The 26,458-nt window shown below is 60.3% G+C and carries 24 protein-coding genes; 21 read left to right on the top strand and 3 right to left on the bottom strand.

The genetic code is table 11. The annotated features are described in order from the left end of the window. Nucleotides 1-402 precede the first annotated feature (402 nt). From OBACDRAFT_RS25225 to ahcY, 4 genes are all read left to right on the top strand, one after another. On the top strand, nucleotides 403-675 hold the full coding sequence (locus tag OBACDRAFT_RS25225; protein WP_052361598.1) for a hypothetical protein: 273 nt from the start codon (nucleotides 403-405) through the stop codon (nucleotides 673-675). Between the two features lie 51 nt (nucleotides 676-726). Next, nucleotides 727-1,527: a TIGR00282 family metallophosphoesterase gene (locus OBACDRAFT_RS09465; protein ID WP_232766949.1), complete on the top strand. Its 801-nt coding sequence runs from the start codon at nucleotides 727-729 to the stop codon at nucleotides 1,525-1,527. Between the two features lie 496 nt (nucleotides 1,528-2,023). Then, the gene (gene metK / locus OBACDRAFT_RS09460) at nucleotides 2,024-3,193 is read left to right on the top strand and encodes a methionine adenosyltransferase (RefSeq protein WP_043585027.1); all 1,170 of its coding nucleotides are present in this window, start codon (nucleotides 2,024-2,026) and stop codon (nucleotides 3,191-3,193) included. A 145-nt stretch (nucleotides 3,194-3,338) separates the two neighbouring features. After that, complete coding sequence (ahcY, locus tag OBACDRAFT_RS09455; protein WP_043585025.1) at nucleotides 3,339-4,742, top strand: adenosylhomocysteinase; 1,404 nt, start codon at nucleotides 3,339-3,341, stop codon at nucleotides 4,740-4,742. A 4-nt stretch (nucleotides 4,743-4,746) separates the two neighbouring features. On the opposite strand, the gene OBACDRAFT_RS09450 is transcribed toward ahcY, so the two are convergent. Continuing rightward, nucleotides 4,747-5,916, bottom strand: a complete 1,170-nt coding sequence (locus OBACDRAFT_RS09450) for a LacI family DNA-binding transcriptional regulator (protein ID WP_157836980.1) — start codon at nucleotides 5,914-5,916, stop codon at nucleotides 4,747-4,749. Between the two features lie 208 nt (nucleotides 5,917-6,124). On the opposite strand from OBACDRAFT_RS09450, the gene OBACDRAFT_RS09445 reads away from it, so the two are divergent. The 6 genes from OBACDRAFT_RS09445 to OBACDRAFT_RS09420 all read left to right on the top strand — a co-directional run bounded on the left by OBACDRAFT_RS09445 (nucleotide 6,125) and on the right by OBACDRAFT_RS09420 (nucleotide 14,125). Next, complete coding sequence (locus OBACDRAFT_RS09445; RefSeq protein WP_043585021.1) at nucleotides 6,125-7,429, top strand: autotransporter-associated beta strand repeat-containing protein; 1,305 nt, start codon at nucleotides 6,125-6,127, stop codon at nucleotides 7,427-7,429. A gap of 35 nt (nucleotides 7,430-7,464) precedes the next feature. Further along, a complete protein-coding gene (locus OBACDRAFT_RS25220; RefSeq protein WP_052361597.1) occupies nucleotides 7,465-8,166 on the top strand; it encodes a type II secretion system protein in 702 nt (233 codons plus the stop codon). Nucleotides 8,167-8,241: 75 nt separating this feature from the next. Beyond that, nucleotides 8,242-11,511 (top strand): hypothetical protein, encoded by a 3,270-nt coding sequence (locus OBACDRAFT_RS09435; protein WP_157836979.1) that lies wholly within the window; start codon nucleotides 8,242-8,244, stop codon nucleotides 11,509-11,511. 126 nt (nucleotides 11,512-11,637) lie between these two features. Then, nucleotides 11,638-12,009: an aspartate 1-decarboxylase gene (panD, locus tag OBACDRAFT_RS09430; protein ID WP_043585131.1), complete on the top strand. Its 372-nt coding sequence runs from the start codon at nucleotides 11,638-11,640 to the stop codon at nucleotides 12,007-12,009. Nucleotides 12,010-12,148: 139 nt separating this feature from the next. Beyond that, nucleotides 12,149-13,303 carry a Gfo/Idh/MocA family protein gene (locus tag OBACDRAFT_RS09425; RefSeq protein ID WP_043585018.1) on the top strand — a complete coding sequence of 385 codons (1,155 nt, stop codon included), beginning with the start codon at nucleotides 12,149-12,151 and terminating at the stop codon, nucleotides 13,301-13,303. 24 nt (nucleotides 13,304-13,327) lie between these two features. After that, nucleotides 13,328-14,125 carry a sugar phosphate isomerase/epimerase family protein gene (locus OBACDRAFT_RS09420; RefSeq protein ID WP_043585016.1) on the top strand — a complete coding sequence of 266 codons (798 nt, stop codon included), beginning with the start codon at nucleotides 13,328-13,330 and terminating at the stop codon, nucleotides 14,123-14,125. On the opposite strand, the gene OBACDRAFT_RS09415 is transcribed toward OBACDRAFT_RS09420, so the two are convergent. Then, on the bottom strand, nucleotides 14,114-15,055 hold the full coding sequence (locus OBACDRAFT_RS09415; RefSeq protein ID WP_232766944.1) for a M48 family metallopeptidase: 942 nt from the start codon (nucleotides 15,053-15,055) through the stop codon (nucleotides 14,114-14,116). The two genes, OBACDRAFT_RS09420 and OBACDRAFT_RS09415, sit on opposite strands and share 12 nt — an antisense overlap. Nucleotides 15,056-15,366: 311 nt before the next feature. Between OBACDRAFT_RS09415 and OBACDRAFT_RS09410 the strand changes: the two genes are divergently transcribed. The 5 genes from OBACDRAFT_RS09410 (at nucleotide 15,367) to OBACDRAFT_RS09390 (ending at nucleotide 20,705) form a co-directional block, all read left to right on the top strand. Next, entirely contained in the window at nucleotides 15,367-16,608 is a 1,242-nt protein-coding gene (locus OBACDRAFT_RS09410; RefSeq protein ID WP_232766942.1) for a substrate-binding domain-containing protein, read from the top strand. Between the two features lie 54 nt (nucleotides 16,609-16,662). Continuing rightward, nucleotides 16,663-17,436, top strand: coding sequence for a type II secretion system protein (locus tag OBACDRAFT_RS09405; protein ID WP_081721930.1), 774 nt, complete (start codon nucleotides 16,663-16,665; stop codon nucleotides 17,434-17,436). Nucleotides 17,437-17,535: 99 nt separating this feature from the next. Continuing rightward, entirely contained in the window at nucleotides 17,536-19,491 is a 1,956-nt protein-coding gene (locus OBACDRAFT_RS30670) for a beta strand repeat-containing protein (protein WP_052361595.1), read from the top strand. Between the two features lie 30 nt (nucleotides 19,492-19,521). Beyond that, the gene (locus OBACDRAFT_RS09395; protein WP_043585014.1) at nucleotides 19,522-20,298 is read left to right on the top strand and encodes a hypothetical protein; all 777 of its coding nucleotides are present in this window, start codon (nucleotides 19,522-19,524) and stop codon (nucleotides 20,296-20,298) included. A 101-nt stretch (nucleotides 20,299-20,399) separates the two neighbouring features. After that, on the top strand, nucleotides 20,400-20,705 hold the full coding sequence (locus tag OBACDRAFT_RS09390; protein WP_043585012.1) for a hypothetical protein: 306 nt from the start codon (nucleotides 20,400-20,402) through the stop codon (nucleotides 20,703-20,705). 197 nt (nucleotides 20,706-20,902) lie between these two features. On the opposite strand, the gene OBACDRAFT_RS25215 is transcribed toward OBACDRAFT_RS09390, so the two are convergent. Then, nucleotides 20,903-21,193 carry a hypothetical protein gene (locus OBACDRAFT_RS25215; protein WP_157836978.1) on the bottom strand — a complete coding sequence of 97 codons (291 nt, stop codon included), beginning with the start codon at nucleotides 21,191-21,193 and terminating at the stop codon, nucleotides 20,903-20,905. Nucleotides 21,194-21,239: 46 nt separating this feature from the next. On the opposite strand from OBACDRAFT_RS25215, the gene OBACDRAFT_RS30665 reads away from it, so the two are divergent. From OBACDRAFT_RS30665 to OBACDRAFT_RS09370, 6 genes are all read left to right on the top strand, one after another. Next, nucleotides 21,240-21,371 (top strand): hypothetical protein, encoded by a 132-nt coding sequence (locus OBACDRAFT_RS30665; protein ID WP_269799064.1) that lies wholly within the window; start codon nucleotides 21,240-21,242, stop codon nucleotides 21,369-21,371. Between the two features lie 50 nt (nucleotides 21,372-21,421). Then, complete coding sequence (locus OBACDRAFT_RS25210; RefSeq protein WP_157836977.1) at nucleotides 21,422-22,078, top strand: hypothetical protein; 657 nt, start codon at nucleotides 21,422-21,424, stop codon at nucleotides 22,076-22,078. Further along, entirely contained in the window at nucleotides 22,075-22,503 is a 429-nt protein-coding gene (locus OBACDRAFT_RS09380) for a hypothetical protein (RefSeq protein WP_043585009.1), read from the top strand. The genes OBACDRAFT_RS25210 and OBACDRAFT_RS09380 overlap by 4 nt, the downstream gene beginning before the upstream one ends. After that, nucleotides 22,500-25,268, top strand: coding sequence for a sugar-binding protein (locus tag OBACDRAFT_RS09375; protein ID WP_043585008.1), 2,769 nt, complete (start codon nucleotides 22,500-22,502; stop codon nucleotides 25,266-25,268). Before OBACDRAFT_RS09380 ends, OBACDRAFT_RS09375 begins: the two co-directional genes overlap by 4 nt. After that, the gene (locus OBACDRAFT_RS28045; protein ID WP_157836976.1) at nucleotides 25,265-25,423 is read left to right on the top strand and encodes a hypothetical protein; all 159 of its coding nucleotides are present in this window, start codon (nucleotides 25,265-25,267) and stop codon (nucleotides 25,421-25,423) included. Before OBACDRAFT_RS09375 ends, OBACDRAFT_RS28045 begins: the two co-directional genes overlap by 4 nt. A gap of 185 nt (nucleotides 25,424-25,608) precedes the next feature. Beyond that, complete coding sequence (locus tag OBACDRAFT_RS09370) at nucleotides 25,609-26,433, top strand: hypothetical protein (RefSeq protein ID WP_043585006.1); 825 nt, start codon at nucleotides 25,609-25,611, stop codon at nucleotides 26,431-26,433. Nucleotides 26,434-26,458 lie beyond the last annotated feature (25 nt).

Genomic DNA, 26,458 nt, shown 5'->3' with positions numbered 1-26,458 from the left:
CCGGGCGTAATGTGTCGCGCGTTTGTTTCCCTTTCTCATTTTTTTTGATCCCATGAACATCACCCGCACCGCCTCCATCGTTCGCATCGGTATCGCCGTTTTCATGACAACGTTCGGTTCGATCGTTTCGCGGGCCGCTCAAGACGCCCCCGACGCGCCTTCCACGCCCCCCCCGCCGGGCAATCTGCTTCGCCGGCGCCAACGCTCTCCGACAAAGCCGGGCAGGCTCTCGATGCGACCAAGGAGACCGCGCAGGAGGTCTGGGATGCGACCAAGGAAAAGTCCAAGGCACTCTACCGCAGCGTCCGGGACGCCGCCCGCGGCGGCATCGCCTGGCTGGACGACGCGACGTTTGATGCCCGCGCCGATGTTGCCGCCCGGCTCGGCAAACTTGCCGACAAAGTGGGCGCGAAAATCGCCGAATGGAAGGCCGATGCCAAGGAACTCACGCCCGAGGCCAAGGCCCGGCTCGACAAAGCGCTTGTCGATTTTCGCGCCGCCAGCAAAGACCTCGGCAACGCCACCGCCTCGACTTGGAACACCGCCAAAGCCAAAGTCCGCAGCTCTTGGGACACGTTGCAAAAAACCATCCGCGACCCCAACGCCACCTGCGATGATGGCTCTTCTTGCAACGACAAGGCACCGGAGGCCGGCGGGGCCGCCTTGGAAAATTAGGGGTTGGTTTCCCCGGGCACGGCGTATTCGCTTCGTGGCGTGGTTAAAATCTTGTTCATTGGAGATATCGTAGGGCGTCCCGGTCGGGAAATTTTGGCAGAGCGGCTTGGCCGCCTGCGTCGTGAATTGGGAGCCGATGTCATCATCGCCAACGGCGAAAACGCCGCCGCTGGCTCCGGTATCAATGAAAGCATCGCCCGCAGCCTCCTCGCCATGGGTATAGACGCAATCACGCTCGGCGACCATGTGTGGGACCAGCGCGGTTGGGACAGCGACATCGGCCAGTTCGAGCGCGTATCGCGTCCCGCCAATCTCCCGGCCACATGCCCCGGGCGCGACCACCTGATCGTCAACGTCAATGGATTCCGCCTCGGCATCATCACGCTGCTTGGCCGCCACTTTCTCAAACAGCAGGCCGACTGCCCCTTCCTTGCCGCCAATGCGATGCTCGCGCGGCTCGATGGCCAGGTGGACGGTGTTTTCGTCGAGATTCACGCCGAGGCCACAAGCGAAAAGCAGGCGATGGGCTGGCACCTTGATGGCCGCGCCATCGCCGTGCTCGGCACGCACACGCACGTCCCCACGGCCGACGCCACCGTGCTGCCCGGCGGCACGGCTTTTATGTGCGACGTGGGCATGACGGGGCCCTACGCCTCGATCCTCGGCCGCACAGTGGAGCCGGTGCTAGGCAAATTTATCGATGGCATGCCGCGTCGCTTCGAAATCGCCGAGGGCGATGTGCGAATTTCCGGCGCCCTCGTCGAATACGACGAGACGATTAAACGCGCCGTGCGCGTGGAACTCGTCACCGTGCGCCGCAACAACGTGGATTTGACGACCTCGCGCCTGTGAGTCCCAAAGAGACATCCTGAACATCGCAGGATGTCCGTAACTCGTTTCCAGTCAAAAGATTGGCATTTCTTGCCAATGTCGAAATCGGTACAAAAAGTTGGCCGGTCGCCTACCCCTAAGCGACCGGCCATTTGCTTTCTTAGTTACCCCAAAACTCCCGCTATGCGGGAGAAAGTGAAAAACTGATGTTGCTAGAGATAGTGCACGCCCGGCCTCCGTCAACATAAAATCTCTCATTTTCTTCCAAAAAATTCACATCTATCATTCCATAAATAAGATAAAATTCACAAAATCTCTCAAAATTACTGAGATTATGCAGAGCCGGGAAAGGAGCGGGCGATCTCCAGAACGCCTCTCCGTCACAAGCATTCGCATAGAATCAGTGATGCATCATGAAATCCTGATGCGTTGATGTTCTCTGCTTGCCCATGTCGGTGAATCCGTTTTGCCTCCTGTGCTCGCACTCATCCGTTCACCCGCAACATCGCATTCAATCATGTCCCAAGAATTCGTTTTCTCCTCCGAGTCCGTTGGCGAAGGCCATCCCGACAAAGTCGCCGACCTCATTTCCGACAGCGTGCTTGACGCCTGCCTCGCCGCCGACCCGCACAGTCGCGTGGCCTGCGAAACCATGGTCAAATCCAACATGGTTATCCTCGCCGGCGAAATCACCACGTCCGCCAAGCCCAACTACGAGGCCGTCGTGCGCGAAGCCATCCGTGACATCGGCTACGTCAACAACGATGATGTGTTTCACGCCGACTCTGTATTCATAAACAACTACCTCACCCGCCAGTCGCCCGACATCGCGCAAGGCGTTGATGCGCGCGCCGCCGAGGGCAAGGACACCGCCGAGCAAGGGGCCGGCGACCAGGGCCTGATGTTTGGTTACGCCTGCAACGAGACGCCCGAGATGATGCCCACCGCCATCATGTATGCGCACCGTCTGGGGCGCGAACTCACCAAGCTCCGCAAGAGCGGCGTCGTGAGCTGGCTCCGTCCCGATGCCAAGTCGCAAGTCTCCATCCGCTACGTGAACGACAAGCCTGTGGCCGTCGAAAACGTCGTTATTTCCACGCAACACCAGGACGGCGTGGCGCACGGCGCGATCCGCGAATTTTTGATCGAAAACGTCATCCGCAAAGTCATCCCCGCGGACATGATCGCACCCGCGACCAAGTTCCTCATCAACCCGACCGGGCGCTTTGTCATCGGCGGGCCGCAGGGCGACTCCGGCCTCACCGGGCGTAAGATCATTGTGGATACATACGGCGGTTGGGGCCGTCACGGTGGCGGTGCTTTTTCAGGCAAAGACCCGTCCAAGGTTGATCGTTCCGCCGCCTACATGTGCCGCTGGGTCGCCAAAAACATCGTGGCCGCCGGTCTCGCCGACATCTGCGAACTCCAGGTCGCCTACGCCATTGGTTATCCCGATCCTGTAAGCGTGTGGGTCGATGCCATGGGCACGGCCAAAGTGCCCGAGGCGCGCATCGTTGCCGCCGTCAAAAAAGTCTTCGATTTCAAACCCGCTGCGATCATCCGCCAGCTCGACCTGCTGCGTCCGATCTACCGCTCGACAACCAACTACGGTCACTTCGGCAAAGACGATCTCCCTTGGGAGCAAACCAACCGCACCGCCGAACTGATCGCCGCCGCCAAATCTTAAAGAACCGGAATTAACCACAGAGACACGGAGGCACAGAGATCAATCCGAAGAGGACTTTGTGTTTGTTCTCTGTGCCTCTGTGTCTCTGTGGTTAACTTAATTTTTCAGTTCCAGTTTTATTTTTCCAAAATCAAATCCGTATCCAATGTCTGACTACGCCATCCGCGACATCGCCCTTGCAGAATGGGGCCGCAAAGAAATTTCCGTTTCCGAACACGAAATGCCCGGCCTCATGTCCGTGCGCAAAAAGTTCGGCCCCGCCAAGCCGCTTGCCGGCGTTCGCGTCACCGGGTCGCTCCACATGACGATCCAGACCGCGATCCTCATCGAGACGCTCACCGCGCTCGGTGCCGACGTGCGCTGGGCATCGTGCAACATTTTTTCGACGCAAGACCACGCCGCCGCCGCCATTGCCGCCACTGGCGTTCCTGTCTTCGCGTGGAAAGGCGAGACGCTCGAAGAATACTGGGACCTCACCTGGCGCGCCCTCAGTTTCCCCGGCGGCAAGGGCCCGCAACTCGTCGTCGATGACGGCGGTGACGTTACCCTGCTCCTCCACAAAGGCGTGGAACTCGAACAAGGCTCCGATTGGGTCAACAGCCCCTCCGCCTCGCACGAAGAGCAAGTCATCAAAAACCTCCTCAAGCGTATCCATGCCTCAGATACAGGCGTGTTTGCCCGCATGGCGAAAGACTGGCGCGGCGTCTCCGAGGAAACCACCACGGGCGTGCACCGCCTCTACCAACTTCACGAGCAAGGAAAACTTCTCGTCCCCGCGATCAACGTGAACGACTCCGTCACCAAGTCGAAATTTGACAACCTCTACGGTTGCCGCGAATCGCTGGCCGACGGACTCAAGCGCGCGACCGACGTGATGATCGCCGGCAAGGTCGCCGTCGTGTGCGGCTACGGCGACGTTGGAAAAGGCTGCTCGCATTCGCTGCGCGGCTTTGGCGCGCGCGTCATTGTCACCGAAGTCGATCCCATCAATGCCCTTCAGGCCGCGATGGAAGGCTTTGAGGTCAACACCGTCGAAAGCACGCTTGGCACCGCCGACATCTACGTGACCACCACGGGCAACCGCGACGTCATCACGCTCGAACACCTCACCGCGATGAAAGATCAGGCGATTGTCTGCAACATCGGCCACTTTGACAACGAGATCCAAGTTGACCGCCTCCTTGCCTTGCCCGGTCTCAAGCGCATCAACATCAAACCGCAATACGACCAGTTTGTGCTCCCCAACGGACGCAACATTTACCTGCTTGCCGAAGGTCGTTTGGTGAACCTCGGCTGCGCCACCGGCCACCCGTCGTTTGTGATGTCCAACAGTTTTACGAATCAGGTGCTCGCCCAACTCGACCTCTGGAAAAACAAGGACACTTACCAAGTCGGCGTGTATCGCCTTCCCAAATACCTCGACGAGGAGGTGGCGCGTCTGCATTTGGAAAAGATCGGCGTGAAGCTTACCACGCTCACCCAATCTCAGGCCGACTACATCGGCGTTCCTGTGAACGGCCCCTACAAACCCGAGCACTACCGCTACTGATTCCTCAAGCCGGTGGAGCCGGAATCAATTCGGAGCGGCGACCTTCCCTCCCCCCCCCCCCCCCCCGCCGCCGCTCCTTCCGCAAAACCGTTCCCCCGTCCCGCACCGTCGGCCCCGGCACCCACAAACTCTCGATCAGCGTCCCCTGCTGAAACGGCGGCACGCCGGCCTCACGCCTGAGTAGTTGCCCGATCACTACATCGACCGCCGTCATGCCCGTGTTGACATGCTGTTGTTCCATTCCGGCCACTTTGCCGCGCAAGCCCTTGGGCAGATCAAGCACTGCCACTCCGATGTCACCGGGCACTCGCAGGCCCGCCATCGCAAGCCGGTTTAACACGTGGCTGTTGACCGCAAGACAGGCCTCCACCCGATGTTCCGTGAGCCAGGCGACAAAGGCCAGTTGAACGTCGGCATCCGTGCCGTGCCGCCTGTTCCGGGGATCGTTGATGAAGAAAACCGGCGGCGTTTCCAGATTCCATGCCTCCATGCAGGCGCGCCAGCCGGACACAAGGCGATGCTCCCACGTTTCATCCAACCAGCGCACCATGTAAAATCCGATGCGCCTGTAGCCGCGCGCGAGCAATTGCGCGGTGCCCTCCATCGCGGTGGAGTGATAGTCGTTGCACACGAAATTCAAGGGAACTGTCCGCATCCGGGAGCCGATCAGGACAAACGGAAACTGCTGCCAGATCTTGTCCTGTTTCCGCAACTGCAACCGCGTGGTGCTGTCGAGCGAGTGCAGCACGACGCCCTGCACATTGCGCGCCCAGAAAATCTTCGCCAGCCGTTCATGGGAGACCTCCGGGTCGTTCAGCCAGAAACGATCCAGCCCGTAGCCCAGTTGCCGCGCCCGCGTTTCCGCCCCGGACAGCCAGTCGGCGGCGGTGCCGGAGGGAAGGACCTGCCGTGGATCGGACACCGCCGCGCTCACGAAGGCGAGAGTCGCCTTGTAGCGCGCCTTCCTCACCGAACTCAGTTCGCTCATGAGCCGCGCGAGGTGGGGCCGGGGTTGCCAGCCCATTTTTGTCGCTATTTTTTGGATACGTTTTCGCTGTTTTTCCGAGATGAGCGGATTGTCGCGCAAGGCCAGCGACACCGTGGATTTTGCCACGCCCGCGCGCCGGGCGATTGCAATGATTGAAACAGCGTGGTGCTCGGTTGTGGGAGACATGTCGGAGAAGGGGCGGCGACACTGCCACGGGCACTCGTCCGGGTGCAACCCGCACCTTCTGTAAAAATGCGTTTTCCCGCTCTATGGAACGTTCTATTGGACGGCGTTTGTAATCCTCGCCCAAGCCGCCCCTAATTTTTCCCGTTTCCTCCTCAAGAAGGCATTTCACCCGCCCGACAACCAAACGCTGACTCCCTGCTCCCGCATCATGAAAACCAACACTCAATTCATCTTTTCGCCCTGCGCCCCCGCGCCTCGTCGCATCGCCCAAGCCCTCCTTCCCGGCTTCCTGCTCTGGGCCGCCCATCTCGACGCCCAAAGCACACGCACTTGGGACGGCGGCGGCAGCACCTCCAACTGGAACGAGGCGGCAAACTGGAGCGACGACGTGGTTCCCGGAAATTCCTTCGAGGCACAACTGGGCAACGCGGCTCCCGAAACGATCACGGCGCCCAATGGAACCGCGCAACCCAGGGGCATCCGTTTTTTGGATACAGCTGCCAATGACATCACGATTCAACTGGCCGCTGGCAGCACCTGGAGGCTCGTCACGCCCGCAAGCGGTGGCGGCGTGTTTGTCGATGGAGGCGCGCGCAGCCAAACCATCGACCTCAATGGCGGCAAACTCCTCCTCGGGGCCAATGCCCTGACAGGCAACAAGGACGTGGATGTCACGAACAACGGCGCCGGCACGCTGAGATTCACCGCAGGCTCCTTGAACATGTCCACGACGGGAGCGGCGCCGGCTGGTTCCATCCGTGTCAGATTCGGCGGCTCCGGCGCGGTTGTCATCGACTCGGCTCTTGGACATGAAACGAGCGAAAACCCCGCGACCTTCAATCTCAGCCAGACCGGTTCCGGCGTCACCACGCTCAACGGAGCCAACACCTACAACGGCGTGACGACGGTGAGCGCGGGCGTCCTTTTGGTGAATGGCACTCACACCGGCGGCGCGGCCTACACCGTCAACGCCGGCGGCACTCTCGGCGGAGCGGGCATCATCACCACCGCTGGCAACGCGGGCGTGACGGTCGCCACCGGCGGCAGAATTTCCGCCGGCTCCGCAAGCTCTGCCGGCACACTAACTCTGAACCTCGGCACCGGCACACTCGACCTGAGCGCGACCTTCGTGGGCGACAGCGCATCGTTGCTCTTCCGCCTCGGTGCGCCCAGTGCCAGCGACAAGATCGTGCTGGGCGCCGGAACCACACTGAACATCGGCTCAGACGCGCTCTCCTTTGGCGATTTTGCCTTTTCAACCGGCGCGGGATTTGCGCCCGGCGTTTACACTTTGTTTGAAACCTCCGCCTCCATTGTCGGCTCGCTTTCTGACGGCGGTCTTTCGGGCATCATCGGAGGTCTGGACGCAACCCTTTCGCTGTCGGGTAACAAGGTCTTGTTGACCGTGGCCGCGGCCAGCGTTCCCGAACCCGCGACCACGGCCCTTTTGCTTGGCGGCGCGTGTATCTTGTTTTTCATTACATCCCGCGGCAAACGCCGCGCCTCCGCGTGAGGCATGTTTGATCTGGCCCCCCCCCCACACACGCCATGAAAACCACTCGCTACCTTTCGGCCTTCACGCTGATTGAACTGCTCACGGTGATCGCCATCATCGGCATTCTGGCGGCAATCATGATTCCCGTTGTCGGGAAAGTCCGGGAATCCGCGCACCGGGCAACCTGCGCAAGCAACCTGCGCCAACTCGGCGTGTTGGTCATGAATTACGCGGCGCAAAACAAAGATCAGCTCCCCAAAAGCCGGGAGGGAGGAGTCTTCAGTTTCGTCAGCAACCTGCTGCCCGATGTTAAATTCGGCAACAAGGCGGATCACCCGTTGGGCAAACTGCTGTATTGCCCGGCGGACAAATCGGGCGGCGTGGCCACCTATTCCATCACGGCCGGATACTCGGCGGACAACGTTGGAGTCTATTTGCGCAAGGGCGCGAGCGACCCCGTGGAAGGCCGTTGCCTGCTCAATGCGTTCCCACGCCCGGCTCAGACGTTTTTATTAGTCGAGGCACCCAATGTCGTCAGAAGTTACACCCTTTACGGGACGGGCGCGATTATGATTCCCAAAGAACAATTCGAGTCCGGCGGCACCGGTTTGCATGGAGGCAAGGGCGCCAACTATCTCTACCTTGACGGCCACGTGGCCGTCTTGAAGACGCCCCTTGCCTTGGGCCAGGCATGGCCCTCCACCCCGTTGGAAACCTATGAACGGTGGGACATGGGATATCGGGCGACAAAGTAGCGCCGTCGAACTCTCCTGTGCGCGGCCGGTTCGATCCGGCGTATCCATATACCAATGACGTTTTTCAAAATGCTTATGATTTCACTCCCAACCGCGACCCTGCCGGCGGCGACCGGTGGCGCGCAGCCGATTGTCCCCTCCCCCCCCCCCCCCGCATCCGTCACCAATCTGCTGACCAACGGTTCGTTCGAACTGGGCCTTGGCGCGGAGCCGTTTTATCCGGGCTGGCGAACAACCAAAGCCAGTCTCCCTTACGACAAAACGCCTTCGCTCCCCGTGCTGGACAGCTCCGTTTTTCACTCGGGCAGGCAATCATTGCGGCTGTCGCGAGCAGAGGGAAAGGGAATCGCCTATCTGGACATGCAATCTCCGCTTCTGCCTCCGAATTCGGCGACGTGGTTCTCATTCTGGGCCAAGGCCGGACGGACAGGCGTGAAGCTGCTTGCCGGGATTTGTCCTCCGGACGGCAAGGGCAGAACTCCCACCGCGCCGCGTCTGCTGCACGGCGACCTGTCCACCGAGTGGCAACGGTGGCAATGCGAGTTGCCCGCCCGTTCCGGCGTTGTCCCGCTGCGACTGGAATTCTCCAGCGACAGGAAAGAACCGTTCGCGGTGTGGATCGACGACGTGAGCTGGACGCTGGAAAAACCGTCCGCTCCCGATGCCGGCGCGCGGCCTCGTGTCCGTGCCGGGGCGGTCGAGATGGTGCTGCTGCCAGCCACGCGAAACGGCATTCATTTTGCAGACAAGCCTGTCGCGCTGCGCTGGAGTGCGGACGCCGACCGGGAGCGCAAGGTCGCCCTCGCGTTGAAATTGACCGACCTGACGCGCAGGAGTGACGCCGTGGTCGCGTGGTCGGGAGAGGCCGCGCTGGCTCCGCTTGCCCGGCAGGGAAAAATCGTTTTGCCGGACTTGAAACGCGGTGCGTGGCTGGCCGAACTGGAAGCGCGCGATCCCGGTTCCCGCGCACTGCTCGGAGTCGGTCGGGAACGGTTTACCGTGATGACGGATTTGCGCGGCGTGCCGCCTCCCGTTGACTTCGCCGCCGGTTATCATGGCGGCATCGAATACGGCGAGGAAATCGGCTTCAACTGGCGCGGCCATTGGTCGCTGGACGAATTTTACGCCACCAATTTCCAGACCGGTTTCCGAGTGCAGCGCGACATCTGGGACTGGGACAAAATCGAACCGGACAAAGGCCGTTTCGTCTGGGATCTCATGGATGCGCGCATCGAGGCCGCCCACCGGAACGGCGGGACCACGATCATCTGCGCGCCCCACAAACCCCTGAACCTTCCCCGCGACAAATATAAGGCCATTCTCGACAACCCGGATGCCGGCGAGGGTCGCTGGCTCTACAAAACAGGCGTGGATATCAGCGAACACGGCGTTCGCTCCACGCCCATGGGCTCCTCCGCCGATCCGGCCAAACGCAACATCCTCCTTGCCGCCGACCCCGATGCCCTGGCCGGTTTCATGGCTGCCGTCGCCGCGCGCTATCAGGACAAAATCGACGCGATCGAATTCATCAACGAAGCCAATCTCTTCATCACGCCCAAGGGACTGATCGACCACTACCTGAAGCCCGCCTATCCCGCCATCAAACGCGCGGCCCCGACGCTGCCCGTCCTCATGAACCAGACCGCCGACTTCTCGGCTGATGGCAACGGCTACACCGGCCAATTCCTGAAACTGGGCGGCCCCGGCTACTGTGACGGAGTTTTTTACCATCCCTACGGAGTCTCGCTTCTGGCCAAACGCGGCCTGCGCGCAGCCAAGGCGCTCGAACAACTGGCCGCGGACTATTCAACGCCGGACAAAAAACTGCTTCTGGGCATGAGCGAAATCCACGGCCTGCACGAAATCAGCCGGGAGTTCGCGCGTGGTGAAGTCGTGCAACGCGCCTTGCTGGACTGGTCCGTCGGCTGTCGCTGGAGCGCCGGCGTGATGCTCACCCGAAACACGTTTTATGAAGGCAGCGGTCCCCGTCACTGGTTCCTTCGCGGCCCCTTCGTCCCAGGCGTGGGAGCGGTGCACATGAACGCGCTCCACGCGACTTTGGGCGGATACCGTTCGCTGGGCCGGATCGAACTGGACGACAACGTGCTCATCATGCGCTTCGAGAAACCGGACGCGAAGCCGGGTGAGGAACGTTATGCGGTGGCCATCACCGCCGCGCAGTTTCCCCTGAAAACCGTCGTGCTGGAGGCGGACTTGCGCGGAGTCGGGCTCACCGCGTTCGATCCCTTCGGCGAACCGGTGACGTTGCCGTCGCCCGAGCGGCTTCACTTGCCCGGGATGGATGCGATTTACCTGAGAAGCAACGATCTTTCGCTATTCGAGCGCCTGCGCGCCGGACGGATAATCTGGGGACAAAATTTTGCCGGCGAAGTGGAGGAAATTTCCGGCGATGAGGCGGAGGCGGTCATTTATGCCACCGGCGCGCCTCCGCGCAAACCGCGGACGTGCGGGGTGCTCACCCGCTGGACATTGCTCGACAAGGCACACGCCCAAACCGACCACCCGTTGCCTTACGTGGTGTTGTCCGGGGAACCCCCTCCCGAAGTCACCTGGCACCGGGCCCGCACCTCGATCCACGCATCGCAGGCGCAGGAGGTGACGTTGTATTTCAACGCGACCGGCCCGGCTTCCCTGTGCTTCAACGGGACGGACAACATCGACTTTTCCAAGCAGGCTTACGGCTTGGTCGGGCGCGCGTGGCAATCCTTCACGGTGAAGTTGAAGGAGGGGATGAATCACGTCCTCGTGCAGGTTGCCTCGCGCGGCGCCCCCTGCGCATTCGCCCTGAGCGCCAGCAAGGACGCGCTCAACGATTCTCCCGTCGCGGTGGACGCGGAGGGTTTTATCCGGAAATGGAAAATGGTGGGGCCGTGGAAAAATCCACTGGATCGCGAGGGAAGGTTTTTGGGCAACGCACGGGCGTTCCCTCCCGAACCGCTGCCCGATTTTCTCCTGCACGCCAGGGGACTGCGGGAGATGCCGCTGATCTGGCACGAGGCGTCGTTTGCCACTCCGGTGATTCCGCATCCGTGGGTCGATGGAGTTTCCTATGCGTTTGCCCAAGTGGAGGTGGGGGAAGACACGCGGTGCCTGGCGTCATTGGGGTCGGACGATGGTTTTGCGTTGTGGATCAATGGCGTGCTCGCCGGGCGAAACGCGACTTCGCGGTCACTCAAGATGGATGAGGAAAAAATCCCCGTGCTCCTGAAAAAAGGCCGCAACCAAGTGTTGTTCAAAATCGACGATACCGGGGGGGGGGGGGGATTTGCCCTGCGGTTCCTTCACGAAGACGGCAGGCCGGTGGCACTGATGGTCGGCAAGTAAACGAATGAACGGTCCGTAATGCACTGAGGCACTCCGATCCTCGGGCTCTTGGACTTCGGGCTCTTGGATTTTTGACCCGTTACTTGAGCGTTGAGCGTTTCATTTCGTTCGTTCAACCTCCCCCTTGTGCATCGCACCTTTCTCAAGACCAAACTTCACCGGGCCACGCTCACCGCGGCGGACCCCGATTATGAAGGTTCGATCTCCATCGACCGCGCCCTCTGTCGTGCCGCCGGCATGCTCGAATACGAGCAAGTGGACGTGCTCGACATCAACAACGGCGCCCGTTTCACGACCTACGTGATCTACGGCGAACCCGGCCAGGTGCAGGTCAACGGCGCCGCCGCCCGTCTTGTGCGCCCCGGCGACCTCGTGATCGTCCTCGCCTATTGCCGCCTCGACGAAAAGGAAGTGCCCGCGCACAAACCACGCGTCGTCCTCATGGGCCCCGGCAACACCATCGTCTCGACTGAGGACAAGCCGCTCGCGCAACCGTAACCCCCCCCCCCCCCCTTGGTGCTCCTTGGCGGTTTGGGTATTTTTTGCACATCAATCCGGGTGGATTATGGACGCGGTGCCGCGAGGTGTCTGATACGCTGCGAACATCTTTCGTTTTTCTGATCCTCTTTATTTTTCCATGAGTAATCCGGTTTCCTCTTCCTCATCTCCGTCAGCAAAACCCATTGGCGTGGGCATCTGCGGCTTCGGACGCAGCGGCTGCGGCATCCATGCCAAGGCGATTGCACGCATGGGCGGGCAGTTCGCCATCAAGGCGGTTTTTGACCCTATCGAAACACGGCGCGGCGATTACACAACGCTCCCGTCCGAAGTGGCGGCGGGGATTCGTCCGGCAGCCTCGTTTGAGGAATTGCTGGCCAACCCGGATGTGGAACTGGTGATCGTGGCGTCGCCCAATCTCTGGCACGCGCGTCAGGCGCGTCAGGCGCTGGCGGCGGGCAAACATGTGCTGTGCGAAAAACCGTTCGGCTTCACCACGGCGGATGTGGACGCGATGATTGCGGCGGCGAAGGCGGCGGGGCGGGTGTTGCAACCGTTCCAGCAACGGCGTTTCGAACAGGATTTTCAAAAAGTGCGCGAGGTGTGCGCGAGTGGACGGCTGGGACGGATCACGCACGTGCGCACGGCATGGCATGGGTTTTCGCGGCGCTGGGACTGGCAGACGCTGCGCAAGTTTGGCGGCGGTCAGCTTTACAACAACGGGCCGCATCCGCTCGACCATGCGCTGGAGTTATTTGGTCCGGGCGAGCCGGACGTGTGGTGCGACCTGCGGCGTTCGCTCGCCAGCGGCGACGCGGAGGACGAGGTGCGCATCATCCTGCGCGGCAAGCCGGGCACGGACTCAGCCAACGCGCCGGTAATCCAGATCGAATTGCTGGCGACGGCCGCATATCCCGACGACCGCTGGCTGGTGTGCGGCACGGCGGGCGGGTTGCGCGGCAATGGTTCGCGGCTCGACTGGAAATGGGTGGACTGGACGAAAATGCCGGCGCGTCCGGTGGATGAGCGCCCCACGCCGGATCGTAGTTACAATTCGGAGCCGTTGGAGTGGGAGACCGCAAGCTGGGAGCCTGCCGTGAAAGCCGACGCCGGCGCGGGCGCACCGCCCGCCGAGCAGCCGGTGGCCGACATGTATGGCACGCTATGGGCGACAATCCGCGAGGGTGCGCCGCAATTCATCACGCCCGAGGCGGTGCGGCGGCGCGTAGCTGTATTGGAAAAATGTTACAGGCAATGCGGCGTGCCGTTCCCGGAGGGAACGCTCGGCGCTTAATTCTTAATTTTTGTTAAAACAACCATGAGCAACCCAACCTCTTCTTTCGATCTCGCCCGTGAACTGGGCGTAAAGAGTTACTCGTTTCGCCACATCAAGGACAACGTTGACGTGGCGGCGGCAGTCCGGCGCTGCGCTTCGGACGGCATTGATCTGTCCGCGTGTCATGTGAATTACGACGATCCCGCGCAGCAGGAGCAGGCGCTGGCGGCGTATCGCGCGGCGGGCGTTCGCGTGAGCGGGATTGGCGTCGTGGGGTTGCGTCCCGACGAGGCGTGGAACCGGCGGTTTTTCGAATTCGCCCGTCGTGCCGGATGCGGCGTGGTGAGTTTCGCGTTCGAGCCCGACGGATACGAAGAGACGCTGCGCAGCGTGGAAAAACTGTGCGAGGAGTTTGGCGTGCGTGCCGCGATTCATAATCACGGTGGCAGGCATTGGCTGGGGAATTCGACGATCCTTGATTACATTTTCCGCAGGACAAACGCGGCGCGCATCGGGTTGTGTCTCGACACGGCGTGGTGTTTGCAGGCGGGTGATTCGCCGGTGGCGTGGTTGGAGAAATTTGCCGTCGCGCAACCGCGTCTCTTCGCGATGCATCTGAAGGATTTTGTATTCACAGAAAAAGGACAATGTCATGACACCATTGTCGGACACGGTGCGTTGGATCTGCCGGCGTTTTTGAAGGTGTTCCGGTCACTGCCTGTCGCATTCAATGGCTCCGCGGTGGTCGAATACGAGGGCGACGATGCCGTCGAAGCGACCGCGCGTTGCGTCGAGTCAATTCGAGCGGCGTGGGCGGCGGTGGTTGCCTCACAATCCTAGCAGCGACCCGTTGCGTTTGAGCCAGAGTTCGGCGGCGCGCCAGGCGGGGCAGACTTCCTCGACGCGCGCCCAGAAACGGGCGGAGTGGTTCATCTCCTTCAGGTGCATGAGTTCGTGATAGATGATGTAGTCGCGCACGCTGTCGGGTGTCTGGATGAGACGCCAGTTGAGCGAGATCACGCCGCCCGTGGTGCATGAACCCCAGCGCGTGCGCTGGTTGCGCACCGACACTTCGCGTATCGACATTCCCGTGACAGCCGCCAGTTCCCAGGTGCGCGCGGGGAGTTCGATGCGGGCCAGCCGCTGGAAATGCGCCTCCAGCGTGGGGCGCAGATCGCCGTCGAGCCGCGCCACGCGAAATACATCCGCGCCCAGGCACACCTTGGGGCGCTCGCCTTCCACCGCCTTGCGAATCTCCAGCAGGTCGCCGCGCCACAACACATGCGCGCCCACGGACCAGACACTCGCGCCACGCGGGCGCACGCGCTGCCGGGCGCGGGCGCGTTCGAGCCAGTCGGTGTGTTTGGCGACGAAGGCGCGCGCCTCGCGTTCGCTGCCGCGCATTGGAATTGTGGCTATGGCGACGCCGTCGCGCCGCAGCGTGAGCCGGTAATGGCGTGCGCGCAGGCTGCGTTCGTAAATGATCGTCGGATGTGTGGCGTGGCCGTCGGTTTGCGTCTCGGTCGGTGCAAGTGCGGTTAGCGTCTCGCGTTCGTTGCCAGGGGGGGGGGAGGGGGGGGGCGTTTCGGTGATTTCGTCGATGTAATCCGAGACATCGGGTGGCGACGTGGGAACGGCGACTTCGGCGGCCGGTTGCGGCCGGTCCGATCCGAGTCCGAAGAGGTCCAAAAAACTTTGCTGCACCGCGTTCACAGAATTGTCCGCCGAATAAACGCCACGCCCGCCGGAGAGCGAGCGCGTTTGTGACAACGCTTTTCTCAGAGCAAATCCTGATCGTTTAGTCGCATTTTGAGGATCGAATTACGCCGTGGTGGGCACCGCGTCTCGCGACTGCGTACGCACTTTGAGACTCTGGGCGGATGGATTGAGGGCCAAAATGATCTGCCAGTGGCCGAGATGCTTGAATGTCTGCGAGCCACTGGTGGGATTTGGAACAATAACAGCGGATGGTTTTAAAAAATTAAAAACCAATAAATTAAAAAATAGAACCAGTATTTTGATTTTGAACTTGTCTTCTGCTTTAAAAGTTCGATTCTTCGAAGAATCGAACTAAGATAACCGTGGTCTCATCCATTTCCAATTCCCCGATCGCCGACTGTCCCGATCCATCCATCCCGCCCCCCCTCCTCCGACTCGACCGAGAGCAGAACCCAAACGGCAAAAAACACAGCCACTGGGACTGGGAAAAACAAATCCGCTCCATTGTTCTCGACCGCGAAGGCGGCATCCCCCTGCACGTCCAACTCCGCACCTCCCTCCGGCGCGTCATTCAATCCACCCCCACCCACGTCGAAAAACTCACCCCCGAAAACACCCTCACCGAATTACTCGGAGTCTCGCAAGCCACTGTTCGCACCGCCCTCAACGGCCTTGTTGAAGAAGGCCTTATTCAACGCAAGCGCGCCCTCGGCACCGTCATCACCCGTCCCGTCCAAGGCACCCTGCTAAAACACGTTGCCGTCATTGCTCCCAATTTCCCCAGCTACACGCAAAACGCTCACCTCTCCGCCCTCAACGCCCTGACCAGTGCCCAAGGCACCACACTCACCCTGATCTCTTTTGAAAAAAGTGACGACTGGCAGGCCTGCAAACGCCAGATCACCTTTGGCCCTGCGGAGGGCGCGCTCGTATTCCTGCACAACGCCCCGCATACTACGATCGACCTGCACGGACTGCTCTTTCAGGAAGGCTACCGCAGCGTTAACATCGGTCCGCCCCTTTCCGGTTGCCTCTGCAACAGCGTCGGCATCTCCAATCGCGCCTTTGTCCGTCTCGGTTTGCAACGCCTCATTGCCGCCGGACACCGCCGCATTCTTTTTCTGGTCAGCGAACCGGAGGAGGTTCCCGAAGTCATCGAACGCGTGACCTACTTTGAAGAAGCCGCCTGTGAATTTGGACTCGCCGTTCCTGACGAAGCCGAAGTCCTCCATTGCGGCACGCACTCTTGGGAAAACTCCTCTGAAGCCTCCGCGCACACCGTCGAAAAATTCTGGCAGCAACGTCCCGTCGCGCATCGCCCTACTGCCATCTTTGGCATCTCTGACGGTGCCGCTGCCGGAGCCCTCTTTGGCCTCAACCGCATCGGCATCCGCGTCCCGGATGACGTATCCATACTTAGCTACGATGGCACTGAACTCACCCGCATCGTCCAACCCAAACTCAGCACATTGGTCACTCCCATGGACACTTTTGCTGCTGCCGTGCTGAACCTCCTCAACACCGGAGCCAGTGACAGCCACATCTTCATTGACCCCGAATTTCGCGAAGGCGACAGCCTCCGTACCCTCACCGCTGTCCAATAACTCCCCCCCCCCCCCGCAGTCCACCTGACTCCTGAATCCTGTCATTAAAAAACCATGACAACCTCCAACATTCGCCTCTGTTGCCTCCCTACCCAGAAGATCCGACCCCATGCTGGATTCACACTGATCGAATTACTCACGGTCATTGCCATCATTGGCATCCTTGCTGCCATCATCATCCCCACCGTCGGCAAAGTCCGCGAATCCGCCCGCAAGGCCGCCAACGTCTCCAACATCCGCCAGATCGCCATCGCCCATATGATGTATCGGCAGGACAACAAAGGCGTTTTCAGCAGACAAACCACCGGTGACTACACATGGATCAGTGATTCCCGACTCATTATCAGTGATAATAAATTCGCCCCTTTCGGCTACCTGCTCTCCTATCTGTCTCTGAAAGGAGCCCCCAACTCGTTCACCCAAACGCCGGACGTTTTGATGTGCCCCTTCTACCAGCGCGACAGCACTGGCACCGCCGGTGGGCTCCAGCATACGATCAAATACCAGCCGACGCTCATGGCCGGCTATCAACTTAATATTTATTCCGCTGTTCCAACTTATGCTGGATATACCGAATACCGCGATCCCGACATCCCCGCCCGTCGCGTCATCGTCGCCGACCTCACTCACTGGTGGGACGGATCGCTGGACGGCATCATCAAGAACGGCCGCAAGCCATGGGATGGCAAAGGATTTCACGTTGGCACATGGAGTGGCAGCGCCCGCTGGATAAAACTCACCGGAGGCAACATCGCAGGTGGGCAAGGAGTCAGCGGCGATCCTCCTGCCGGAGGCCGTTCCCAATGGGAAGGCCTCGACAAATACTGACGCCTCTCCTCCCACCGAATCAACGCAACCCTTGTTCGATAACATCCCCTATCCATCCGCAGGAATGCGGCAACCCGAACCATAAACCCACACCAAAAAATGAGAAACATCTCGCTCCTCATAAATGATCTGACCGTCCGTCGCCTTGCCTGCACACTGGCAGCGGCGACCCTGTTTGCCACTATAGCCAGTGCTGATAACGCCACTTGGAACGGTGGCGACGGCAACTGGTCCACTGGCAGCAACTGGTCCACCGGCACCACGGCTCCCGGAGCAGGCGACACCGCCACCATCACCGGCGGCGCTGCCGACCAGACTGTCACCTACGACTCTGCCGCCAGCGGTCAGCTTGGCACATTGATCCTCGACCAAGCCGGGTCCGGCTTCACCAACACCCTGCTCATCTCCAAGACTGGCAGCGTCGCCACCCCGTCACTCACCCTTGCCAACGATCTTGCGCTCGGAGGCGACTCCGGCCTCGGAACCGTCCGGCTCCAGCTTGGAACGGGCTCTTATCTAAAAATCGGCTCCAGCACCGCCGGCACTCTCATCATTGGGCAAAACGCCATCCTTCTGGGCACCGGTGCCTCCAGCAGCGTTTACCCCACCATCGACGGCAATGTCATCCTCAACGCCGGTGGCCTCATCACCCTCAACGCTTCTGGCAACGAGGATACACGCACCACCATCCTCGGCAACTTCACCGCCAACGGTGGCACCATCGAACGCACCAGCGGAAACGCAGGACAAGGCATCCTCCAACTCAAGGGCGCGACCAACGTCATCAACAACGTCACGTTCTCCGATGCGCAGGCCTCCACCAAAGGGATGCCTTACATCTACCTCAATGGCACCGGAGACCAGTCGTTCTCCACCAACGTCACCGTCGCCAACCTCGCCTTCCGCGCCACCACCGGCACCAAGACCCTCTCCGGCACTGGCACCATTACCAACCTCCGCATTGGAAATTACACCTCCGCCACCAACCTCACCTTCAAACTCGGTTCCGACCTGAAAACCACAAACGGCTTCGTCAACGGCGGCTGGGGTGGTGCGACTGGTGCCAATCTCGCCTTGGATACCAACGGTCATGACTTTTCCGTTACAAACGGACTCTCCCTTGTTGCAGGCGACGCGACGAGCGTCAACTGGACCCTCAGCAACACCGGTTCCACTCCCTCCGAAATCTCTGCTACCGCCTTCACCTTCCATTCCAACGCAAGCTCCACCACCACCCTCAACGGCAACCTCACCCTGCACGCCACCGGCACAGGAGCCAACGCCTTCACCAACGCCACCTTCACCTCAAGCGTCCGCTTCCTTTACACTGGTACAGCAGCCAGCTTCTCCTCAACCAACGCCCTCGGCTCCATTGAAATAGGCGACGGTACCACTGCCAGCACCCTCACCCGCAGCAGCAGCAACCTCACGGCCTCTGGCGACCTCAAGATCAACACCAACGCCACCTATGCTTCCGGCGGCTGGTCAACCAGCCTCCAAGGCGCAGCCAACCTCACCGGCAACGGCACCTACAAAGCCGTCAATTCCACTGGCAACGTCAGCTGGGCGGCCGGCTCAACCGGAGGCTTCTCCGCAGGTAACGGACGCGACAACATCGGCACCTTCCACATGAGCGCTGCTGGCACCGTGTCAGGCATCCCCACCGTTACACTCCGCGCCACCTCCATCTCAACCTTCGACATCGCCAGCCTTGCCAGCTTCGACACCGTTGATCTCGGCGCCTTCAGTATCACCTATGCGGGTACACTCGAACTCAATTTCATGGGCGGCTACACACCCGAGGCAGGCGACACCTTCCACCTCTTCCAAAGCGCCTCCGAACTGAACAGCGTTGGCGGCACATTTGCTGGCACACTCGCTGGCAACTTCAGCACCATCACCAGCAACCTCACCGGCTACGAATTTGCCTTTGATGCCAGCACTGGTATCCTATCCGTCACTACTGCCCCCATTCCGGAACCTGCCACCCTTGCTGCCATCGTTGGCATCTCTGCCCTTGCCGGAGCCATCGCCTGCAAACGCCGCCGCAACTAACCCGGACAAACCTCGCAACACACTCCCGCCATGAGTCGCCTCCTCCTCTTCACGCTCCTCACCCTCCACGCCGCGATCCTTGTTTCCACAACGACCGCCCAGCCGCTCTTCCGTGAAAACTTCGGAGGCGACACAGCCAAAGGCACCCTCATCCCAACCGAACCCACGCCCGACACCTGCAACGGCTGGTATGCTCCGGCCAATACGGATGACTCTGTCAACGGCTCGCGCCCGCACGTATGGACCTGGGGCCATGCCAAGGAAAAACTCAACATGGCCGTCACCTTTCAAAGCCGTGCCCAACCCGAAGAACAACGCTGGCTCTTCCGCAAACTCACCACAGGCGGCCCCCTCGCCCAAGGCCGCGCCGTGACTAATCCCAAACTCACCGCCCTCTTCAACATGGCATGGGGCGGCAACACCTCTGGCAACTGCTACAACCTCGCCCTCCTTGATGACTCCGGCAAAGGCTACGTTGCCCAAATCAGCCGCTCTGGCACTGCCACGCTCTACCGCCTCGACAACGGCCTCACTGGAGGCTGGACCATCCTCGGCACCAAGGACAGCGAACAACAGTTTAATACCAACCTCATCTCGCTCAGCGTTTCCAACGGCAAAGTCACTGTCGCCAGCAAACTCATCACCATGAAAAACGCCCCCGGTCCCGAGCTTACCGAAACCGACACCACCTACACCCGTTTCACAACCATCGGCTTTGCTGGCATCGGCTTTCAAGACGCCATCGACACCCGCATCCGCGACGTGACTCTCGAAGGTCAGGTCGTTTCAAATGTAGCAGAAATGTAGTCCAGAAGTAGGGGCTTCGCTTGCGAAGCCCGCGTCTGCTTTACCCCCCCCCCCCCCCCCGTCCCTCACTAAACACCGCCAAATCGCGTATTCAAAAAACCATGGCAACTCGCTCACTCATCCTGTTTATTTTCACGTTCGTATCCTTAAAATCGATACTATTATCCGCGACCGCCACTGACGCACCCCTCATTGCCACAGGACGTGACTACCCGCTCATCACACCCGACGCAGGCGAAAAACAACTCCGCCTCACGCTCTCCCCAACACTCCGCGCCAACAGTATCCGCACCGAAATCCGTGCCCATGACGTCTCTGCAGGCATCGCCCCAAAAATCCTCTCAAGCACCACGACCTCCCCCCCCCCCCCAACTCAACCAACGATGCCACGCGTGACATCACCCTGAAAATCACGCTCCCCCACCTCGGCCTCTACGACATCACCATCACCGCCCTCGACACCGCCAACGAATCCCTTGCCACAATCAACATCCCCTATGCCGCCGTTCCAGCACGCACTCAAATCGGCCCCTCCGACTTTGGTGTTGCCACACACTTTGGCCACACACCCACGGCCAACGACCTCGAATCCATCCCCACATCCCTAGCCCTCATCAAACTGGCCGGCTTCTCGCGTATTCGCGACGAAGTCTCCTGGGACACCATTGAACGCACGCCGGGCAACTTCACCTTTGGCCTCCATCACGACGCCTACATCCGCCAGGCCGCCGAACTCAATATCGCCCCACTCCTTGTCCTCGATTTCGGCAACAAACGCACCTACCCCGCGGAATTTGCCAGCACCAAAGCCGGATTCCCCGAGACACCAGAAACCCGCGCCCTCTTCGTTCGCTACACCACCGAACTCCTCAAACGCTACGGCGACAAAGTCCACCACTGGGAAGTCTGGAACGAACCCCAAGCCTGGGGCAAACCCACCAATGAACAATACACCCTCCTCCTCAAAGACGTTTACGCCGCCATCAAAAAACTCGCCCCCGCCGACACCGTCATCGGCTGCGGCGGAGGCGGCGCGGGCGGCGGCCCCGGCGGTGACTACGCCGCAGCCGTAATCAGCAACGGAGGACTCAACTCAATGGATGCCTTCAGTATCCATCCTTACATGACACCACCCTGCACACCCGACAACGGTTACAGTGCCTACAATTCCCCTATTGGCCGCGTCAGCATCCCCAGCATTTCGCAACACCTCGCCCGCTTCATCAATCACCCCAACAACATTCGCTCCGACGGCAAAAAACTCGGCCTTTGGGTCACCGAATACGGAGCCATCAGCTCACCCGTCGGCATGGTTCAAGGTGAGCCCTTTCAGGCACTCTATCTCACCCGCGCCTATCTCCTCGCCCGCCGTTACGCCACCATGAACGTCCTCATCTGGTATGACTTCCGCGACGATGGCACCAATCCGCGCAACCCCGAACACAACTTCGGCCTCATTCGCCAAGACTATTCCCCCAAACCCGCCTACGTCGCTGCCGCCGTCCTCACTCACACCCTTGGCGACCGACCTTGGAAACGCGCCATCATGGAAAACCCCACCAACGCCATCCACGAATACAGCAACGGCGACAACGACTCCGTGATCGTCGGCTGGTGTGTCCAAAGCCTCTACCACGAACTCGTCAACATCCGCCCCAAACCCGGCACATACATCCTCCGTGACTGGCAAGGCGGCGAACAAACCGTCGAAATCGGCGAAAAAGGCTACCTCTGGAAAATCCGCCCTCTTCCCCAATACCTCATCCCTCAAAACAAATGACAGCTCTTGCTCGCCATCTCCTGACGCTCGCCGCCCTGCTCCTCTTTGCGGTCACGCCAACACACGCCACACCCGTCGAACTCCAATTCCCTGACCCCCTCGTCTTCACAGGCACCAATCCGCAAAACATCCGCGTCGAAGTCGAGACCGGCTTGGCCATTTCCGGGCTTACCATTACGCTCGAACTTCGCCGTTACGATGCCGACGCACGCCTTGCCACTCCCTCCCCCCCCCCCCTCTCCACGGCTCAAGCAACCGACGACATGAACGGCGGCGGCGGCCCTGTTTTCCTGCAACTCACGATCCCAGCCACCGGCTTTTACGAACTCACCGCCATTGCCACCGATGCCGAAGGCAAAACCCTTGCGCGCAAACGCACACTCCTTGCCGCCCTTGCCCGCCCATCCGTATCCAATACCAAATGACACCGGCCTGCCTCCTCAAAACAACCCTTTTCCTCGCCACCCTCACCTCTGCGTGGAGCCCAATCGCAACTGCCGCCGATGAAAAATCCGTACCCATCATAAAACTACAACGCGAGTCCGACCTCTCAAAATATCCCCGCTACGAAATCCGCAACACCACCACGGCACCCCTCACCATCACACTCGCCTCATCGCTCGAAACCACTGACGGCACCCTCTACCAACAAGCGACCACCACGCACACCCTTGCGCCCGGCCACATCGACACCTACCCCGCCTACGCTCCCTCACCCACCGATTCCCGCATCGCGCTCCGCAACGACATCGCCCTCCTCCGCACCACCATCACCCTCACCCCGGACACGCTTCCTTCTTCCCTCCCCCCGCATACAGAAACCCACACCGCCATCGTCGGCACCCCGCGTCCCCTTGCCCGGGACGGCGATTACTTCATCGGCATGAACGTTCACCTCCAACGCTACACCCCCGAGGAACAATGGCGCGCCCTCCGCATGATGCGCGACGCCGGAGTGCGCAGCATCCGCATCGAACCCGGCTTCCGTGCTCCCGAAAAAGACGGCACCTTCCTCATGGACCCCCGTTACGAACAAGCCCTGCTCGCCACGGAAGCCTACGGCATGAACAGCCTCTTTGCCCTCACCTTTTTCAACCCCGCCTGGCAGAAAACCGACAAGAAAACCCAACTCGCCTACGACTGGGCCAAAGCCGTCGCCACCCATTACAAAAACCGCGTATGGGATTACCACTACGGCAACGAAACCAATTCTGGCTGGAGCGGCAGCGGCACTGCTGCCGACATGGCGGCACACAACCAGGCAATGTCCCTTGGCACCCTCTCCATCGACCCCACGGCCCGCCCCGCCACCTTTGCCATTGCCGAGGCCACTCCCGATTACCTCGACGAACTCTTCCGCAACGGCCTCGCTCCCTACGTCAAAGCCATCACCCTCCACCCCTACTGCGGCGTTCCCGAAGCTGGCGTCGCCAAACTCGAAGCCAACCAACGCGTCGCCGGTGCCTGGGCCACCGCCCTCGGACGCCCTCCCTATCAACTCTGGGCCACCGAAGTCGGATTTCACTACGACGAAGGCGGCACCCTCAATCCCACCACCCAACAACTCACTCTCGTCAACGGCTACACCGAGAAACAACAAGCCGATTACCTTGCCCGCCTCTACATCCTCGCCCGCGCCAAAAAAATCGACCGCATTTACTGGTATAATTTTTACGGAAAAAACGACCGCGAAACCTTCTGGCTCACCGACGCCAGTTTCAATCCACGCCCCGCGTATCAAACTCTCAAATACATCGCCCCCTGGCTCAACGACTCCACCCCGCTTGGCGGCACCCACTCCACCGAACCCATCCAAAAACAACTCTTTCGCCGCGCCGACGGCACCCTTTTCCTCGCCGCCTGGGCACTCCGTGATGGTATCGAAACCACCATTACGCTCCCACCGGGAGGCGCCTACACCGCCACCGATGCCAACGGAAAAACCGACTCCATCAATAATTCAAAACTCCAAAACACACCCTCCACCCTTACCCTTAACGAAACCCCCATTTTCATTACAGGCTTTCCGCCAAACGCCTCCACCACCCTCACCACTTACGACCAACTCGACCTCTTGGCCGACTCCCTCGACAACCGTCCCTGGACCAAACCCATGACACGCTGGGAAGCCAATCCCGGCGACACCATCACCGTTCCTTGCGTCGCCTTCAACTCCACCGACGCCCCTCTCGACGCCCGCCCCGTCATCATCACCCGCGTGCCCGGCTGGAAAGTTGAACTCCCTGCGCCCTTCAGCATTCCCCCCGGCCAAACCATCATCAAACACATCAAAATCACCTCCCCCTCCCCCCCCGACACCATTCCCGGAGTCGAGTATCGTTTCTCCTTCGCTCTTGAAACACCCGGCCCCCGCCGCACCGCGCCTTGGGAAGCACGCATCTGGCTCAAAGGACAATTCCCCTACGCCGAACATCTCCTTGAAAAAACCGTAACCGATTTCCCAATACGACGCCCCATTGACGAAGACGCCACCGGTTTTGGCCCCGCCGAAATCACCGCCCGCCACGCAACCCCTGCCCTCAATCCCGCCGCCATTGACGGCAACCTTAGCTCCGCCAAATGGTCGCCCAACGACTTCATCACGCTTGCCCAACGCGGCCACTGGCGTCTCCGCGACACAACCCATCCCGCCCGCGAAGACTCCTTCGTCCGAGCTGCGCTCCGTTGGGACGCTCAAAACCTTTACATTGCCTGGCTCGTTCAAGACGACGATCTCAGCCTCCTCGACCTCGTCAGCCGAGACTGGCGTGACGCCGATAACGTCCGCCTCTTTCTCTCTGCCGAATCCGAACCCTCCAAACGCTCCAGAAACATCAGCCCCCGCGACCTCCTCGTGCTCATGACTCCCACTCGCCAGTTTCACGACGAAGCCCCCGCTGTTCTTGTCGCCTCCCTTGGCGGGTATGTCCGCACTGGATACGAATCCAAAATCAAAATCGCCAGCCGCATCTGGCATGGCGGATACCTCATTGAAGTCGCCATCCCCTTTGATGCCATTGGCATCACACCCACTGCCAATCAACTCCTCGGCATCAACCTCATGAGTGACGATTGCGACCGCGGCTTCCGCAAATCGGTCAGCCTCCTTGCTCTCAAAAATTACGACTACTGGAACAGCCCGACATCTCTCACACAGCTCCGTCTCCTCCCTCGCACTGACAGGCAATGACTCGCGTCACCAACGCCATTCGCCAGAAATACAACGCCGCCCTCACGCAACTCGCGGCCAACATCGTTTACGTCCACGGCTACCCAACCTCTAGGTGGCGCGTATCAAGGCATCTGGCTCGAATGCGCCCACACGAGGGGCTCCTCTACGCGTAATGAACACGCTGAGACCGCGTAGTCTGAACGCATTTGGCCAGCATCGAGATTTGTCGATCGCAGCAGTGAGGGGAGGAGGGGGAATGTGATGCCCGCAGGGAAACAGGATGATCTGCATATATTTCGAATCATGCGCAGATCGATAGTTTTTGTTGCGAAGGTGAGGCCCTTGCAATGTGAGGCGCATGAAATCAAATTTTCTGAAAAAATACCTCTCTGCAGCCGTCCTGTTTTCCGCGTTTGCAGGCGCTCCCCTCTTTTCGGGCACCTTGTTTGAGGAAGCATTCAACTACCCCAATGGCGATCTGGCCGGCAATCAGGGCGGGACAGGATCGGCTGCGGCATGGAGCGGCGGCGCGGGCAGTTGGACGGTGTCCAATGGCGTGGCCACGGTGAAGGGGAATGGCGGTTCCATCAGCACGCTCGCCGTCAATCCCATCAATGCTGCGACAACCAGCACGTTTTATTTTTCCCTCGACCTCAGTGTGCTGCAGGCCAGCGCGATCAGCTCTTTGAATGATGCATTGGTTTTCCAAATGTATAACGGGACGAGCAATGTCGATGTGTTCGGCATCGGCATCGCTTACAGTTACAATAGCGGGACTGACGCGACGGCGGTGTCGGTAAGATCGACGATCAATGGCGGCACTTACGGCAATTTCACCCCAGTGATCGGCGAAACGAATACGATTGTTGGCAAGTTTACATTTACCGCGGGTGCGGCCAACGCGACGCTGTCGCTCTGGTGGAACCCGGTGGATGAGAGTTCGGCGACCTTCCGCACATTCTCGCTGACGACACCGACGGGCGTGGACAACATCAGCCGCCTGCTTCTTCGGCGGCAGACTGCCACTGACAATGGCGCCAATGTGAGCACGGCGTTTGACAACATCCGTATCGGGACGGATTGGACGTCGGCCACCACGCCGATTCCGGAACCGGGGACGTATGCAGTGGTGCTTGGCGTTTTGGTTCTTGGTGCCGTGGCATGGATGCGTCGGCGCGGATGAGTGTGTCGGCGGGGGGGGGGGGGGG

Origin of the sequence: Geminisphaera colitermitum TAV2 (assembly GCF_000171235.2) — a bacterium.
In the GTDB taxonomy this organism is placed as follows: domain Bacteria; phylum Verrucomicrobiota; class Verrucomicrobiia; order Opitutales; family Opitutaceae; genus Geminisphaera; species Geminisphaera colitermitum.
This window is presented reverse-complemented; position numbering and strand designations above follow the sequence as displayed.